Source organism: Legionella quinlivanii, from assembly GCF_003265995.1.
GTDB lineage: Bacteria > Pseudomonadota > Gammaproteobacteria > Legionellales > Legionellaceae > Legionella_C > Legionella_C quinlivanii_A.
Map to the genome: position 1 here is coordinate 65038 of NZ_MVJN01000011.1, position 15655 is coordinate 80692.

The following is a 15655-nucleotide window of genomic DNA, read 5'->3' on the forward strand; positions in this document are numbered from 1 at the left end:
AGCTATCAGATAAATTTTACCTTTCAAAGCCCAGGCTCCTCTAATCAACCGACCTTGCTGTAGCCCGCATCAACAAATAATGTATGCGCATTGATCATTTGTGCTTCAGGCAGACAGAGAAGATAAACCGCATTCGCCACATCCTCTGTCGTCAGAGGTCTGGAAGCCAGGGAATGAGCCTGATATTCATCAAGAAGTTGCTCACGGTTTGGAAAATGTTTCAGTGCATCAGTGTCCACTACCCCAGCTGATACGGTGTTAACCGTTACCTCATACTCAGCCATTTCCAGACTCAGGGAGCGGACTAAGGCCTCCAGGGCAGCCTTTGAAGCACCAATAAAGGCATAATTAGGTATCGCACGATGAGCACCAAGGCTTGACAATGCAATTACCCGACCGCCGCGCTGCATCAGCTCACGTCCTTCAGACACTAAATGATTGAGGGCCAGAGCATTGGTTTCCATACACCAGCGCCAGTGTTTTGTAGACATTTTTAAGGCGGGTTTCAATACACCGCTGGCCGCATTACTGATCAGAAAATCAAGCTTGTCAAAATGCTCACGAAAAATTGCAAACATGTCCTTTACCGAGGCGTGATCAGCGACGTTCGCCTGAATGGCACAGGCTTTTCTTCCTAATGACTTAATCTCTTCAACGAGCTCCAGGGCTTCATCCGAACTGTTATAATATACAATTGCTACATCACTACCCGCTCTTGCCAATTTCAGGGCACAGGCTTTGCCAATACCTCTGGCGCCGCCAGTAATCAAAGCAACTCGATCGCGAAACACTAAGGACATATCAATTCCCCAAATATAAAAAGACGCAAGCTACCCTGATTAATGAATACTGTCAATCGTTCAAAGGGCTTGTGTCAAGGGCATCAAATTTGTACCATCTGTGCTTTGTAATCATTGGCTTTGTCCGAATGAACTATTCTCTGCCTAAAACTGTTGTTCCCATTGCCATGCTGTTTTCTTTTCGCATGCTTGGTCTTTTCATGCTCATTCCTGTATTTTCTGTTCTCGCAGTTCAATTGTCCGGAGCCACAGCGAGCCTGATTGGAATTGCTTTGGGCAGCTACGGATTAAGTCAGGGTATTTTGCAAATTCCCTTCGGCCTTCTTTCAGATCGCTATGGCAGAAAGCGTATGATTACCATTGGCCTGATTTTATTTGCCGCAGGCAGCCTCTGGGGCGCATTGACCCACTCTATTTTTGGAATGATTGGAGCACGCATTGTACAGGGTATGGGCGCTATCGGCAGCGTGCTGATTGCCTTGCTGGCTGACCTGACTGAAGATAAGGATCGTACCAAAGCCATGGCCATTTTAGGATTAACCATTGGCACCTCCTTTATTGCAGCAATGATAATAAGTCCCGTACTTACCCATCACTATGGGCTTTCGAGTATTTTCTATCTAACCTTTGTTTTATCGCTGCTTGGCTTGATATTTCTTTATACTATTGTCCCTTCCCCTGAACAGGAACGCTTTCATGCAGAAAGCGAAACCAATCCCCAATTGCTGCGTACTGTATTGAGAGATACCCGATTACAGCGCTTAAACGCCGGTATTTTTTTTCAACATCTGGTTTTAACCTCCACGTTCTATGTGGTCCCCATGCTTTTAAAAGCACAAATACAGCTGGGTAATCTAAGCCAGCAATGGCATTTTTATTTACCGGTATTACTTTTGTCCTTTATTGTTATGCTTCCCTTCATTTATATTGCAGAGCGCATGAAAAAAATGCGTTTAATCTTTCTGGCAGCAATAAGCCTCACAGCCCTGGCACAGCTCTTGCTGGCAGTTGTTCCATCAACGCTTCTCGCATTGTTTGTTCTGATTTTTATTTACTTTGTCGCCTTTAATATTCTTGAAGCGTCATTACCATCGATCATTTCCCGTCAGGCCAGTAAAAGCAATAAAGGCACTGCGATGGGTGTTTATTCAACCAGCCAGTTTCTAGGAATTTTTGCCGGTGGCTTGCTGTCCGGTCTTAGCTATCAGTATGTCGGGATTACAGGTTTATTCATTATGAATACTATATACAGCCTGATTTGGCTTCTTATTAGCTGGCCCATGAATGACACTAGTGCAAAATAGTGAAATTCAAAGCCGTACATGGATCATAAAAAAGCTGATTTCAAGGGCAAAGATCAAAACTCTTTAATGGCAGTAAGGAATTGCCCTGATCTCGATAAGCAGAAGATCAACGCACTGAAGCTCTATGAATTGTTGGCTTAAATTCGTTATAATCCTTTCCTAACTCGCAAGAACCTCAGGAGAAATGTAGAAATGGCACGTGGAATTAATAAAGTTATATTAATAGGCAATATTGGCGGTGATCCCGATGTTCGATATATGCCCAATGGAAACGCGGTAACTACCTTATCAGTGGCTACCAGTGAAGCATGGAAAGATAAACAAACTGGTGATAAACAGGAACGCACCGAATGGCATCGCGTGGTCTGTTTTAATAAACTGGGCGAAATCGCTGGTGAATACCTTCGTAAAGGCTCAAAAGTCTATGTGGAAGGCAGCCTGCGCACCAGAAAATGGCAGGATCAACAAGGCCAGGATCGCTATACTACCGAAATAGTAGCCAATGACATTCAAATGCTTGACGGCAAAGGCAGTGCCCCCTCTAACTACGGTGATATGCCACAGCAGGCACCTGCTCAACAAGGAATGGGAAAGCCGCAGATGAGCCCTGCTGCTCATAATGCCTTTGACGAACTGGATGACGATATCCCGTTTTAGAGAGCACTGAAGTGTACCTGTAAACTGTTAAAAAAAGCCCATATCAATGGGCTTTTTTTTCATGAGAAGAACAAGTATCTTTGATATAGAAAATGCCAGATTAATTATCAAAAGATTGAATCAATTATGAAATCTATTCCAATCAGGGTCCTGTTTATTATTTTATTCTTTGCCGGTGCATCCTTCTCCTCTCAAAACAACTCTCCACTTCATCTGGAATCGCAGACCATAGCCTCCATCCATGAGAGCATTCAAAATAAGCAATTTTCTTGCCTGCAGCTAGTAAGCGCCTATATTGAGCGTATTAAGAAATATGATTTAAGTGTCAATGGTCATGCACCTATTAATGCCTGGACTGAAATTAATCCTTCCGTTCTAACGCAGGCACAGCAGTTGGATTTGATTTTCGAAAAAACTGGCCAAATGTCAGGAACACTTCACTGTATCCCCATAATTTTAAAAGATAATATCGATTCATTCGATACGACTACCACCTCTGGCTCTTACGCTCTATTAGGTAGTCAACCCGTACATGATGCCTTTCTGGTAGAGAAATTGCGAGGGGCGGGAGCCATTATCCTTGGCAAAGGAGGGATGGATGAGTTTGCCTGGGGCATGTTTGGAATCAGCAGCCGCAGTGGAAGAATCGGGAATGTTTTTGATACCAGTAAGAATCCCGGGGGCTCTAGTGGCGGGCCAGCAGCTGCTGTCAGTGCGAGCTTTGCCTTGCTTGCTATTGGCACTGATAATAGCGGCTCGGTCAGAATTCCAGCTGCTTTCCATGGTTTAGCAGGGCTTCGTCCAAGCACCGGATTAATTAGCCAACACGGTATTTTCCCTATGGGCAATCTGGATGGAACAGCTGGTCCTATTGCACGTACCGTACAGGACCTGGCAATTTTACTGGATGTTATCGCTCAACCCGACTCCAGGGATCCCAAAACAATGAATATTCCCAGAGTAAAAACCTATACCGCGTTTCTCAATAAGAAGGGCTTGGCTAATAAGCGAATTGCTGTTGTACGTAATGTTAATGGCCTTGATCCATTCAATAAAATGCCAGCGAGTATTAACAGGATAATAAAGAATGCTACTGTAAATATGCAGCAAATGGGCGCAACCATCGTTGATATTAATCTGCCAGCTTTCAATAATGATCGTCAGAATAATCAGGCGGGAGAGATTCAGGATATAGACGCCTATCTAGCCTCTTTTCCATCAACCAGAGAAAGTTTTCGTGACATCTGCCAATCCAATCGCACAAGAAATTTCGGCTCAATCAAAGATTGTCTACACTTTATGGCAAACATGGCCGACAACTCAAGTAGTTCACATCAACGTGCTTTAGCTATTTTTGCCCGGAACAGAGCCTATATACAAAACGTAATGGATCAAAACCATTTGGATGCTCTACTAATGCCCATTACTAGTCAAGGAACCGCCACCTACGACGCCATGACAGTGAATACCTGGCGTGCGCCGATCCCATCCAATGCCGGCTTACCCTCAATTAGTATTAATGTTGGATATAGCGATGATTTACATATGCCTGTTGGAGTTGAACTAATTAGCAGGCAATTTCAGGAAGGGACTCTGATAGAAATGGCGTATGCTTATGAAAGTCAGACCTCCAGAATTTCGCCAGCGATGCCAGAAGAAAATCCGGCAGTATCCAGGCTTTCAATCCCGGAATTAAATAATTTATTTACTTTATTAGGCAAAAACGCTTACGAAGAAATACTCATAAACAACAAGAAGACAGCAAAAGGAAGTGGATTAACTGCTGAAAAATTCAGGAAAATCACAGTCGACACGATTGACAGCGTGAAAGGATTCCTTCATGGGTAACTCAGGATTTGGCAAACATAATTAATTGTCCTAATTTACCAGGCATGGTTACTCGCAAAGCAGGAGCCTACACTAAGAACAGAGCTTGCATTCTCGGTAAAAACAGGTTATGACATGGAACCAGAGTCAAGCCAGAAGTTCTACCACTGATAGACTTTAATCAGGAGAGATACACTTAGAACATAGGATGAGCCAGCCCCTGTATTTCCTGTGGTTCTACTGCAATAGAATTACTTAATTAATCCGAGCAGGAGGCCATATGCCAAAGAGTTTTCTCAGTTTTTTTTGTATAGCGAATAGCAGATCCAATAGAGGAGAATCATCTGAACCGGTTCGTTCTCCATTAGCTGATCATATTTACTTTCCGGATGTTGCTTATAAGGGTCATCCTTTTATCTGGAAATATAATCGACATAACAATACAGCTACCACGGACTTTAAACTCCTGGGTACCGAGGAATATGATAAAGAGGATCTGTATCGTTATTTAAGTCATCATAAGGCAGATATAACCGTAACAGAGACACGGGCAATCATTAATGATGTAAGGCTACTCCGAGTTAAATATCCAGCAATTTCAATATATGGAAAAACAGGCACTGCACATCGTAACGCCCCCGCAGAAAAAGAATCTACTCAGGTTGAGCGCAGACGAAGCTCTGAAGAGATTTATTTCCCTTCAATTTCCATGAATGGAAATCCGTATTTATGGTACTTTTACCGCAGTCGCAATATTGCCATTTGGACTGGCACACTAGTTAATGGAACGGAAAGGTATGATCACGAGGAACTGAGAAGTAAACTCATGGCAATTCCCGGGATAACGACGGAAAACGAAGAAATCGCAGTAACGAATGTTTATGACTTCTCAATCAGGCATTCATTGAAATATCATGAGGAAGAGTCCGCTTTAGCAGAAGAAAATAATTGGGCAAATGCTTCAATCTGAATATCGCTAGTTGGTACAAATAAAAAAGCCCACATCTGTGGGCTTTTTTATACAATGAACCTATTCTTCGTTTTGAGCAGGTCTATCGACAAACTCAACAATGGCCATTGGTGCATTATCGCCTGCACGGAAACCACATTTAAGAACGCGCACATAGCCGCCTGGGCGTTTGTTAAATCTTGGCCCCAGGATAGTAAATAATTTACCTACTGCCTCTTTTGATCTTAAGCGATTGAAGACATGTCGTCGTGAAGCAACTGAATCTTTTTTACTAACAGTAATAAGAGGCTCAATATACTTACGGAGTTCTTTTGCCTTAGGTAAGGTAGTTTTAATAACCTCATGCTCAATCAGAGAATTGCACATGTTAGAAAACATTGCCTTTCTATGGCTACTTGTACGGCTGAAACTTCGGCCTGAATTACGGTGACGCATTTGATAAGACTCCTATTAATCGCCTAGATTAGCTGGCGGCCAATTTTCTAATTTCATTCCCAAAGATAAAGAACGTGATGCTAAAACATCCTTTATTTCAGTTAAGGATTTCTTTCCTAAATTAGGGGTTTTCAAGAGTTCATTTTCAGTTTTTTGAACCAAATCCCCAATATAATATATATTCTCTGCTTTCAAACAATTTGCCGATCTGACAGTCAACTCCAGATCATCAACTGGTCTTAATAGAATAGGATCAAAATCATTTCTTTCTTTGTTATCAGCTCTTGATTCCTCGAACTTCATATCGACAAAAGCATGTAATTGACGCTGCAGGATAGAAGCTGAAATACGAATAGCATCTTCAGGATCCAATGTTCCATTGGTTTGTAAATCAATGGTTAGCTTATCAAGGTCAGTACGGTTTTCAACACGAGCACTATCCACAAAATAAGCGACTTTCACTACAGGAGAAAAGGAATTGTCAATCTTCAATTTACCTACAGATTTACGCTCCAGATCATTCTCATAGTCACGGACAAATGAGTCAGTGGAATGAAAACCAACACCACGCTCTACTTTAAGCGTCATATCGAGTTTGCCATTCTCGTTCAAAGTGGCAATGACCAAATCCGGATTAACAATTTCCTGCCCTTGATTCAGTTGAATGTCACCTGCAGTAACTACACAAGGACCTTCTTTTACAAGGCTTAAAGTGGCTTCATTACCAGAGGCAACTTTAATAGCCACTTGCTTCAAATTAAGCAGTATGTCAACAACATCTTCCTGTACACCTTCAATAGTACTGTATTCATGCAGAACACCAGCAATCGATACTTCAGTGATTGCCCATCCTGGCATAGAAGACAAAAGAATTCTTCTTAACGCATTACCCAGTGTATGGCCATAACCGCGCTCGAGAGGCTCAAGTACGATTCGTGAACGATTGATTGAATCAGTTTGCACCTTAAGCACTGTTGGCGTCAGCATTTCGTTTATTTCAGTATACATTCAGCTATGTCTCCGAGCTTACTTAGAGTAAAGTTCAACAACCAGATTAACGTTAAAATCAGATGATATATCATTTAACGTAGGTGCAGATGTAAATGTACCTTTCATTGAACCAGAGTCAGCAGTTAACCAATCACAAGGAGCACGTTGTTCGGATAAAGCGATAGCTGCTTTGATACGACCTTGTTCCCTTGCTTTTTGTCTAACTTCAACTTTATCACCAGCACTCAAAATGAATGATGGAATATTTACCAGCTGGCCATTCACCAGAATAGCTTTATGAGTAACAAGTTGTCTGGCTTCAGCTCTAGTGCTGGCAAAACCTAATCTGTAAACAACATTATCCAATCGGCTCTCAAGAAGAACCATCAGATTTTCACCGGTAGAGCCTTTCATGCGAGCGGCTTTTTTATAGTAGTTTCTAAACTGACGTTCGAGAATACCATAATAAGTTCTGATTTTTTGTTTTTCGTCTAACTGCAGACCATAGTCACTCAAGCGACCTTTTTTGTCACCATGCTGGCCAGGTTTCTTTTCAGAACGGCATTTGGATTTAAAATCACGAACGCCACTTTTTAATAATAGATCAGTGCCTCTTCGTCTTGACAATTTGCACTTTGGGCCTAATTTTCTTGCCATTAGTTACTCCTGAATCTTATACGCGACGTTTCTTGGGAGGTTTACACCCATTATGGGGTATCCCTGTAACATCAGTAATTTCAACAATCTTGAAATCCTGAGAGATCAGCTCTCGAATCGTTGACTCACGTCCTGGGCCAGGGCCATGAACGAATACTGCAACAGATTTCATACCATATTCTTTTGCAACAGCAGAGGCACGTTCAGTAGCAACCTGTGCAGCATAAGGAGTGCTTTTACGCGATCCACGGAAACCAGAACCGCCTGACGTTGCCCAGCATAGAGCGTTACCCTGTCTGTCAGTAAAAGTAACAATTGTGTTATTAAAAGAAGCATGAACGTGCACAATGCCATCGGAAACCACACGTTTTACTTTTTTTCTTGTCTTTTGCTGCTTAGCTTTATTTGTAGCCATCTTACTATCCTGAATTATTAATTACTTGTGCCTTTGCGTCGACCTTTACGGGTTCTAGCATTGGTTTTAGTTCGTTGTCCACGCAGAGGGAGTCCACGTCGATGTCTGAGTCCTCGATAACATCCGAGATCCATCAATCGCTTGATATTCATGGAAACAACTCGACGCAGGTCACCTTCCACAGTCATTTTAGCAATTTCGGTACGCAAAGCTTCAAGCTTCTCTTCAGGAACCTGAAATACTTTAGTGGACTCTTCAATACCCACTGTTTTACACAAATGTTTAGAAGTTGTTTTACCTATACCAAAGATTGATGTCAGTGCAATCACTATATGTTTGTTATCTGGTATATTTACACCTGCAATACGAGCCATTAATTTCTCCGTATGTTTACTTTGCTCTGCCGGAAAGGGACAGAAGAATACTATTTTATTGGATTAAAATCAAGCAAGATTAACCTTGCTTTTGTTTATGTCTAGCATCTTTACATATAACTTTGACATTTCCATGACGCTTAATAATTTTGCAGTTACGGCAAATACGCTTAACTGATGCTCTAACTTTCATTCATAACTCCGAGTAATAATCATAAAAGACCAGGTAATTTAGTACCTTTAAAATTGGCCTTTTTCATCAGTGAATCATATTGTTGAGTCATTAAGTGCGCCTGAACCTGTGCGACAAAGTCCATAATCACAACAACGATGATTAAAAGTGAAGTTCCGCCAAAATAGAAGGGTACATGCCAGGTGTACATTAATATCTGTGGCAGCAAGCATACCAGTACCAGGTAAATAGCGCCAATTAATGTTAGCCGGGTCATTACCGAATCAATATATTTTGTCGTTTGCTCACCAGGTCTAATGCCTGGAATATAAGCACCTGACTTTTTCAAATTATCAGCTGTATCTTTAGGATTGAACACCAAAGCAGCATAGAAAAAGGCAAAAAACAGAATCGCTACCGCATAGACAATCAGATATAAAGGCTGACCGGGCGATAAAGCCATTCCAATATCAGCTAACCAGTCCATTCCTTTTCCTTTAGCAAAAAACTGTGCAAGTGTCGCAGGCAGCAGAATAATGCTGGAAGCAAAAATAGGCGGAATGACTCCAGACATATTTATTTTTAACGGCAAATGACTGGTCTGTGCGGCATATACTTTGCGACCCTGAGTACGTTGAGCATAGTTAACTCTGATACGCCTTTGAGCTCGCTCCATGAATACAACAAACCCGGTTACACAAACTACGATTAATGCAATCAAAATCAGACTCAAGGCCTGCATTTGTCCCTCTTTGACCTGCTGGAACACAGATGCAATTGCATTGGGCATACTGGAGACTATTCCAGAGAAAATGATAAGAGATATACCATTCCCGACGCCCTTTTCAGTTATTTGTTCACCTAGCCACATCAAAAACATTGTACCAGTAACCAATGTGACAACAGCCGTAAAATAAAATGTAAAATCAGCATGCAAAGCAATGTGCTGTCCAGCTAACCATCGAGCCATACCTAATGATTGAAAAACTGATAATAACAATGTCAGGTAGCGCGTGTATTGGTTAATTTTACGACGCCCTTGTTCACCTTCTTTCTTCAACTGCTCCAACTTGGGAGAAACGACTGAAAAAAGCTGAATAATAATCGATGCGGAAATATAAGGCATTATACCAATAGCAAATACAGTAACTCGGGATAATGCCCCACCAGAAAACATATTAAAAAGGCCAAAAATAGTATTTTGTTGTTCGCCGAAAAAATTGGCCAGTTTCTGTGGATCAAGTCCAGGTACAGGTATATGCGCACCTAAACGGTAAACAAGGATCCCAAGAATGACAAAAAATATTCTGGTCTTTAATTCAGTCAACCCACTTTTGGGTTGACCTGCTATTTGCTTCCGGTTTTTCATAATTAGTCTTCTATACTTCCACCAGCCTGTTCAATCATTGCACGGGCTCCTTTGGTCACAGGAATCCCTTTCAGTTTGACAGCAACACTGATCTCACCAGAAAGAATTACTTTAACGTTTTTAACCGCTGTATTAATCAGTCGGTGCCGACGCAAAGTATCCATATCAATGATTTCTTCTTCAATGGAAGCAAGTTCACTAAGTGTGATTTGATCATTGTACTTGCCTATACGAGATTTGAAGCCCATTTTTGGCAAACGTCTTTGAATAGGCATCTGACCGCCTTCAAAGTTGATCTTGTGATAACCACCAGCACGGGCCTTCTGCCCTTTATGGCCTTTTCCGCTTGTCTTACCCAGACCAGAACCAATACCACGACCTAAGCGTTGCTTTGGACGTTTTGAACCTGGATCAGGCGAAAGTGTATTTAATTTCATTAGGCACACTCCTCTACACGTAACAAGTAGTGAACAGTATTCACAAGACCGCGGATCGCTGGAATATCCTGATGAATAACAGAACTATTTAATTTACCCAGACCTAATTGTTTTACAATCAGAATATGCTTGGGCTTTCTACCTATTGTACTTTTTACCAAAGTAATTTTAATTTTTTTGCTCATGATTAGCCTGCCATCACTTCTTCAACAGTTTTACCGCGTTTAGCAGCGACATAATCTGGAGTTCCAATATTTGACAAAGCACCGATAGTTGCTCTGACGATGTTGCTTGGGTTAGTTGAACCAATACTTTTAGCAAGAATGTTTTGGACACCCAGTACTTCGAGAACAGCTCTCATTGCACCACCAGCAATAATTCCGGTACCTTCACTGGCAGGTTTCATGAATACCTTGGATGCACCATAGCTCCAGGTAATTTCGTGATGAATTGTATTTCCAGCCAATGGAATATAAGTCATATTCTTACGTGCTTGTTCCATCGCTTTCTGAATAGCAATCGGCACTTCACGGGCTTTACCGCGTCCGTAACCAACTTTGCCCTTACCGTCGCCAATGACGACAAGTACAGCAAAACCGAATACTCGTCCACCTTTTACTACTTTCGCTGTTCGGGTCACAGAGACTAGTTTCTCTTGATACCCTTCAGTCATTTTGGATTCTTCAAATGCCATCACTGTTCCTTAAAAATTCAAACCAGCTTCACGGGCACCATCAGCAAGTGCCTTAACGCGGCCATGATATTTGTACCCAGAGCGGTCAAATGCAACATCGGTAATTTGATGTGCCTTAGCTCGTTCGCCAAGTAGTTTTCCTACCATTGTCGCCTGCTCAACTTTAGTACCTTTAATAGAACCTCTTGCTTCTTTATCAACTGTGGAACAGGAAGCCACTACACGGTCACCATTTTCACCGGGTACTATAATCTGAGCATAGATATGTGTAGTACTACGATAAACCACAAGGCGTGGACGACCGCAATACTTTTGTCTTGCTTTTGTTTTGGCTCCGCGTCTTACACGTGCATTAATCTTACTCATAATTTAAACCCTATTTTTTCTTGGCTTCTTTACGCGCAATTTGTTCACCAGCATATTTCACACCTTTTCCTTTGTAGGGCTCTGGTGGTCTGAATGCACGAATTTCAGAAGCAACCTGACCTAATAATTGTCTATCAATGCCCTTAATGATGATCGTAGTGTTGTTTGGACATTCAACAGTCACACCAGTAGGCAATTCATATTCTATGGGATGTGAATATCCCAATGATAAGCTGACAGACTTTCCGCTAGCTTGCGCTCTGTAACCAACACCAACGAGTTCCAGGGTAACGGAAAAACCATCAGTTACACCTTTAACCATATTGTTTAGAAGCGCACGGACTGTACCTGCCTGCGCCCAGGCATTAGGGTCATTAGAGGCTGGGCTAAAAGTGATTTTAGCATCATCTCTTGTAATAGATACAAGCTTATTGACATGTTGTGTCAATTCACCTTTTGGACCTTTAACAGTCATTTCATTTTTTGATAAAGTTAGCTCCACATTTGCAGGTAACTGTATCGGAGCTTTTGCTACTCTTGACATATTATTCCTCGCAAAAATTAAGCTACTTCACAAAGCACTTCACCGCCAACACGATTATTTTTGGCAGCGATGTGAGTCATTACACCTTTTGAAGTTGATAAAATGGCAATACCAAAACCAGGAATTGATGACAACTCATTAAAAGGTTTGTAAACACGTAAGCCAGGTCTGCTAATGCGTAAAATACGCTCGATAACAGGACGGCCGTGATAATATTTTAATTTGACTGTAAGAGTCTTGTGATTATTCTCTTCAGCTTGTACTGAGTAATCGAGAATGTAACCTTCCTCTTTCAATACGCGAGCGATTTCTTCCTTCAACTTTGATGAGTTGAGGGTTACGCTCTGATGCTTAGCCAGTTGACCATTTCTAATTCTCGTCAACATGTCAGCAATAGGATCATGCATACTCACACTTATTCTCCATAGAACCTTTGTTTACCAGCTGGACTTTCTACCACCGGTGACGTTTCCAGCAACTAATTGTTGACGCAGACAAATTCTGCACAAGCCAAATTTCCGATAGACTGCATGAGGGCGCCCACACTGCTGGCAACGCTTGTTCTGTCTAACTGGATTTGAATTAACAGGTAATTTAGCAAGTTGAGCCTGAGCGTCCATAATAACATCAAAATCATTAGATGATTTGATCAGAACTTTAAGCTCACTACGCTTTTCTCTATATTTATTTACAAGCTTTGAACGCTTTCTTTCTCGTTCGAGCATTGATGTTTTGGCCACAGTAAATACCCTTCTTAATGTTTGTCTCTGTCTTTTAATGGCAAGTTGAATGCTTCTAGCAAAGCCCTTGCTTCCTCATTCGTTTTAGCACTTGTAGTAATACAAATATCTAAGCCACGGATCCCATCAGTTTTATCAAAATCAATCTCGGGGAAAACGATCTGTTCATGAATTCCCAAGCTATAATTGCCTGTTCCATCGAAAGATTTGGGGTTAAGACCGCGGAAGTCTCTTACACGTGGCAAGGTAATGGTGATTAAACGATCAAGAAACTCATACATTTTTTGTTTTCTTAACGTCACTTTGCATCCAATAGGCCATCCTTCGCGGATCTTGAAGCCTGCAATAGATTTTTTTGCTTTAGTGATAACTGGCTTCTGGCCTGTAATCAGAGTCATGTCATCGACTGCATGATTCATAATTTTCTTATCGCCAACCGCTTCGCCAACACCCATATTTACTGTTATTTTAAGGATCCTGGGAACTTCCATTACGCTTTTATAGCCGAATTTCTTCATCAATGATTCGACTACATTCGATTTGTAGTGCTCTTTAAGTCTTGCCATTTCAATCACCCTGACTAAACAATATCAACTAATTCATTGTTTGATTTAAAATATCTGACTTTCTGATTCTTGCCATTCTTATCAATGAGCTTGAAACCAACTTTGTCAGCCTTTTTGGTTTGAGGATTGTACATAGCTACATTAGAGATATTAAAGGGTGCCTCTGTTGATACTATGCCGCCTGGCTGATTAATCTGCGGGTTCGGCTTTACATGCTTTTTAATCATGTTTGCCCCTTCAACCACAACGGCCACACCTAAAACCTTTTTTACTTTGCCAATATGGCCTTTACTCTTACCAGTGATAACAATTACTGTATCGCCTGATCGGATGCGCTTCATAATTAATCCCTCTTACAATACTTCTGCTGCAAGAGAGATGATTTTCATGAATCGCTCTCTCAATTCGCGTGTTACTGGACCAAAGATACGAGTCCCAATAGGCTCGTTTTGATTATTTAATAGCACTGCAGCATTGCCATCAAAACGAATCAACGAACCATCATCACGGCGGACACCTTGGCTGGTTCTAACGACAACAGCCTTCATCACCGCACCTTTCTTAACTTTACTTCGAGGTATTGCATCTTTAATGCTCACTTTGATGACATCTCCTACCCTCGCATAGCGACGATGAGATCCACCTAGCACCTTGATACACATTACCTTGCGCGCTCCGCTATTATCAGCTACATCGAGCACTGTCTGCATTTGTATCATTCTACTCTCCAGCTCTAATTTCGACCAGAAAAAGGCTGCTGATTATACCAGCCTAATTGGAATTTTAAAAGTCATTGCAAACGAATCAGGAAATAACTTCAACCAATTCCCAGCATTTTGTCTTAGAAAGAGGTCTCGTCTCTCTAATTCTGACTGTATCGCCAATTTTGCAAACCTGCTGTTCATCATGAGCATGGAGCTTAGTTCTGCGCTTCATGATTTTACCATATTTAGGATGCTTAACTGTTCTCTCTACTAATACAACAATGGTTTTTTGCATTTTGTCACTAACAACTCGTCCAACCATTATTCTTGCATTTGATTCACTATTCGACATGACTCTTTCCAACCTTTTCAGTCATAACTGTTTTTACTCTAGCAATAGTCTTTCTAACCAGACTAACCAGGTGTGTTTTTTCAAGAGAACCACTTGCTCTTTTCATACGCAAATTGAATTGCTCTTTTCGTAACTGGAGTAATTCCTCACTTAATTCCTTGATAGACAAGTTTCTCAATTCATTTAAAGTTTTCATTACATCACCTTACGTTCTTCAAACATTACCTTAAAAGGTAATTTGGCTTTTGCCAAATTGAAAGCTTCTAATGCCAGCTCTCTGGATACCCCTTCCATCTCAAACAGGATCTTACCTGGTTGGATTTGAGCCACCCAATATTCAACACTACCTTTACCTTTACCTTGACGAACTTCAAGAGGTTTTTGTGTGATTGGTTTATCTGGGAATACACGAATCCAAATTTTTCCGCCCCGTTTAATGTGGCGTGTCATGGCACGACGAGCCGCTTCAATTTGTCGGGCAGTCAAGCGACCACGTTCAACCGCTTTTAGACCAAACTCTCCGAAGCTAACATTGGAGCCGCGTTGGGCAAGACCACGGTTACGGCCTTTCATTTGTTTACGATATTTAGTACGTTTTGGCTGTAGCATGATTATAAATCCTCACTCATTTACTGCTGTCAGCGTTACGATTCTTTTGCGGAAGAACTTCTCCCTTAAAGATCCAAACCTTAACACCGATGATACCGTAAGTTGTTTTGGCTTCAGCAGTACCATAATCAATGTCAGCACGGAATGTATGTAGAGGAACACGTCCTTCACGGTACCATTCACTTCGAGCAATTTCAGCGCCACCTAGTCGACCGCTGACACAAATTTTGATCCCTTTAGCGCCTGATTTCATTGCAGAAGTAACTGCACGCTTCATTGCTCTTCTGAACATAACACGTTGCTCGAGCTGCTGTGCAATACCTTCAGCCACCAGAGTAGAATCAAGTTCCGGTTTTTTAACTTCTTCGATATTAAGGTGTACTGGCACGCCTAACTTGGAAGAAATCTCGCTTCGCAGACCTTCTATACCGCCACCTTTCTTTCCGATAAGGATACCTGGTCTAGCTGTATGAATCGTGACTACTGCATTATTTGCAGGTCTTTCGATCTGGATACGGCTAATCGCTGCGGCATACAACTTCTTTTTCAGATCTTTTCTTAAATTAATATCTTCATTCAGGAGTTGTGCGTAATTTTTGCTGGCATACCATTTTGAATTCCAGCTTTTTACTATGCCCAAACGGATACCAATAGGATTTACTTTTTGTCCCAT

Annotated in this window: 27 protein-coding genes; 5 read left to right on the top strand and 22 right to left on the bottom strand. The window is 41.5% G+C overall.

The genetic code is table 11. The features are described from left to right. Positions 1 to 44 precede the first annotated feature (44 nt). A complete protein-coding gene (gene fabL, locus B1207_RS13630; protein WP_112220485.1) occupies positions 45 to 800 on the bottom strand; it encodes an enoyl-[acyl-carrier-protein] reductase FabL in 756 nt (251 codons plus the stop codon). 128 nt (positions 801 to 928) lie between these two features. On the opposite strand from fabL, the gene B1207_RS13635 reads away from it, so the two are divergent. The 5 genes from B1207_RS13635 (at position 929) to B1207_RS13650 (ending at position 5558) form a co-directional block, all read left to right on the top strand. Further along, the gene (locus B1207_RS13635) at positions 929 to 2104 is read left to right on the top strand and encodes an MFS transporter (protein WP_112220486.1); all 1176 of its coding nucleotides are present in this window, start codon (positions 929 to 931) and stop codon (positions 2102 to 2104) included. Between the two features lie 18 nt (positions 2105 to 2122). Beyond that, positions 2123 to 2245 carry a hypothetical protein gene (locus B1207_RS16160; protein ID WP_301182695.1) on the top strand — a complete coding sequence of 41 codons (123 nt, stop codon included), beginning with the start codon at positions 2123 to 2125 and terminating at the stop codon, positions 2243 to 2245. A gap of 51 nt (positions 2246 to 2296) precedes the next feature. Beyond that, positions 2297 to 2761 carry a single-stranded DNA-binding protein gene (gene ssb, locus B1207_RS13640; protein WP_112220487.1) on the top strand — a complete coding sequence of 155 codons (465 nt, stop codon included), beginning with the start codon at positions 2297 to 2299 and terminating at the stop codon, positions 2759 to 2761. A 126-nt stretch (positions 2762 to 2887) separates the two neighbouring features. After that, positions 2888 to 4609 carry an amidase gene (locus B1207_RS13645; protein WP_112220488.1) on the top strand — a complete coding sequence of 574 codons (1722 nt, stop codon included), beginning with the start codon at positions 2888 to 2890 and terminating at the stop codon, positions 4607 to 4609. A 259-nt stretch (positions 4610 to 4868) separates the two neighbouring features. After that, positions 4869 to 5558: a hypothetical protein gene (locus B1207_RS13650; RefSeq protein ID WP_112220489.1), complete on the top strand. Its 690-nt coding sequence runs from the start codon at positions 4869 to 4871 to the stop codon at positions 5556 to 5558. A 60-nt stretch (positions 5559 to 5618) separates the two neighbouring features. Here the strand turns inward: B1207_RS13650 and rplQ are convergent, their stop codons facing one another. The 21 genes from rplQ to rpsC all read right to left on the bottom strand — a co-directional run bounded on the left by rplQ (position 5619) and on the right by rpsC (position 15655). Then, complete coding sequence (gene rplQ / locus B1207_RS13655; RefSeq protein WP_058507957.1) at positions 5619 to 5993, bottom strand: 50S ribosomal protein L17; 375 nt, start codon at positions 5991 to 5993, stop codon at positions 5619 to 5621. Positions 5994 to 6008: 15 nt separating this feature from the next. Further along, positions 6009 to 7001 (bottom strand): DNA-directed RNA polymerase subunit alpha, encoded by a 993-nt coding sequence (locus B1207_RS13660; RefSeq protein ID WP_058507956.1) that lies wholly within the window; start codon positions 6999 to 7001, stop codon positions 6009 to 6011. An 18-nt stretch (positions 7002 to 7019) separates the two neighbouring features. Further along, positions 7020 to 7640 carry a 30S ribosomal protein S4 gene (rpsD, locus tag B1207_RS13665; RefSeq protein WP_058507955.1) on the bottom strand — a complete coding sequence of 207 codons (621 nt, stop codon included), beginning with the start codon at positions 7638 to 7640 and terminating at the stop codon, positions 7020 to 7022. A gap of 16 nt (positions 7641 to 7656) precedes the next feature. After that, positions 7657 to 8055, bottom strand: a complete 399-nt coding sequence (rpsK, locus tag B1207_RS13670; protein WP_058507954.1) for a 30S ribosomal protein S11 — start codon at positions 8053 to 8055, stop codon at positions 7657 to 7659. Positions 8056 to 8072: 17 nt separating this feature from the next. Then, positions 8073 to 8429 carry a 30S ribosomal protein S13 gene (gene rpsM, locus B1207_RS13675; protein WP_058507953.1) on the bottom strand — a complete coding sequence of 119 codons (357 nt, stop codon included), beginning with the start codon at positions 8427 to 8429 and terminating at the stop codon, positions 8073 to 8075. Between the two features lie 79 nt (positions 8430 to 8508). Continuing rightward, a complete protein-coding gene (gene rpmJ / locus B1207_RS13680) occupies positions 8509 to 8622 on the bottom strand; it encodes a 50S ribosomal protein L36 (protein WP_083499241.1) in 114 nt (37 codons plus the stop codon). Positions 8623 to 8641: 19 nt separating this feature from the next. Then, on the bottom strand, positions 8642 to 9970 hold the full coding sequence (secY, locus tag B1207_RS13685; RefSeq protein ID WP_112220490.1) for a preprotein translocase subunit SecY: 1329 nt from the start codon (positions 9968 to 9970) through the stop codon (positions 8642 to 8644). Positions 9971 to 9972: 2 nt separating this feature from the next. Next, entirely contained in the window at positions 9973 to 10407 is a 435-nt protein-coding gene (rplO, locus tag B1207_RS13690) for a 50S ribosomal protein L15 (protein WP_112220491.1), read from the bottom strand. Then, the gene (rpmD, locus tag B1207_RS13695) at positions 10407 to 10592 is read right to left on the bottom strand and encodes a 50S ribosomal protein L30 (protein WP_058507950.1); all 186 of its coding nucleotides are present in this window, start codon (positions 10590 to 10592) and stop codon (positions 10407 to 10409) included. Before rpmD ends, rplO begins: the two co-directional genes overlap by 1 nt. Before the next feature lie 2 nt (positions 10593 to 10594). Beyond that, entirely contained in the window at positions 10595 to 11101 is a 507-nt protein-coding gene (gene rpsE / locus B1207_RS13700) for a 30S ribosomal protein S5 (RefSeq protein ID WP_058507949.1), read from the bottom strand. Positions 11102 to 11110: 9 nt separating this feature from the next. Continuing rightward, positions 11111 to 11467: a 50S ribosomal protein L18 gene (gene rplR, locus B1207_RS13705; protein WP_058507948.1), complete on the bottom strand. Its 357-nt coding sequence runs from the start codon at positions 11465 to 11467 to the stop codon at positions 11111 to 11113. 10 nt (positions 11468 to 11477) lie between these two features. Continuing rightward, on the bottom strand, positions 11478 to 12011 hold the full coding sequence (rplF, locus tag B1207_RS13710; RefSeq protein WP_058507947.1) for a 50S ribosomal protein L6: 534 nt from the start codon (positions 12009 to 12011) through the stop codon (positions 11478 to 11480). Between the two features lie 17 nt (positions 12012 to 12028). Beyond that, complete coding sequence (rpsH, locus tag B1207_RS13715) at positions 12029 to 12418, bottom strand: 30S ribosomal protein S8 (RefSeq protein WP_216362472.1); 390 nt, start codon at positions 12416 to 12418, stop codon at positions 12029 to 12031. 30 nt (positions 12419 to 12448) lie between these two features. After that, positions 12449 to 12751: a 30S ribosomal protein S14 gene (rpsN, locus tag B1207_RS13720; protein WP_058507945.1), complete on the bottom strand. Its 303-nt coding sequence runs from the start codon at positions 12749 to 12751 to the stop codon at positions 12449 to 12451. 14 nt (positions 12752 to 12765) lie between these two features. After that, the gene (rplE, locus tag B1207_RS13725) at positions 12766 to 13317 is read right to left on the bottom strand and encodes a 50S ribosomal protein L5 (RefSeq protein ID WP_112220493.1); all 552 of its coding nucleotides are present in this window, start codon (positions 13315 to 13317) and stop codon (positions 12766 to 12768) included. Between the two features lie 14 nt (positions 13318 to 13331). Beyond that, on the bottom strand, positions 13332 to 13658 hold the full coding sequence (gene rplX / locus B1207_RS13730) for a 50S ribosomal protein L24 (protein WP_058507943.1): 327 nt from the start codon (positions 13656 to 13658) through the stop codon (positions 13332 to 13334). Between the two features lie 12 nt (positions 13659 to 13670). Further along, a complete protein-coding gene (rplN, locus tag B1207_RS13735) occupies positions 13671 to 14036 on the bottom strand; it encodes a 50S ribosomal protein L14 (protein ID WP_028388517.1) in 366 nt (121 codons plus the stop codon). Between the two features lie 85 nt (positions 14037 to 14121). Continuing rightward, a complete protein-coding gene (rpsQ, locus tag B1207_RS13740; protein ID WP_058507942.1) occupies positions 14122 to 14373 on the bottom strand; it encodes a 30S ribosomal protein S17 in 252 nt (83 codons plus the stop codon). Continuing rightward, the gene (gene rpmC / locus B1207_RS13745; RefSeq protein ID WP_112220494.1) at positions 14363 to 14569 is read right to left on the bottom strand and encodes a 50S ribosomal protein L29; all 207 of its coding nucleotides are present in this window, start codon (positions 14567 to 14569) and stop codon (positions 14363 to 14365) included. Before rpmC ends, rpsQ begins: the two co-directional genes overlap by 11 nt. Then, complete coding sequence (gene rplP, locus B1207_RS13750) at positions 14569 to 14982, bottom strand: 50S ribosomal protein L16 (protein ID WP_058507940.1); 414 nt, start codon at positions 14980 to 14982, stop codon at positions 14569 to 14571. The genes rpmC and rplP overlap by 1 nt, the downstream gene beginning before the upstream one ends. A gap of 16 nt (positions 14983 to 14998) precedes the next feature. Then, complete coding sequence (gene rpsC / locus B1207_RS13755) at positions 14999 to 15655, bottom strand: 30S ribosomal protein S3 (protein WP_058507939.1); 657 nt, start codon at positions 15653 to 15655, stop codon at positions 14999 to 15001.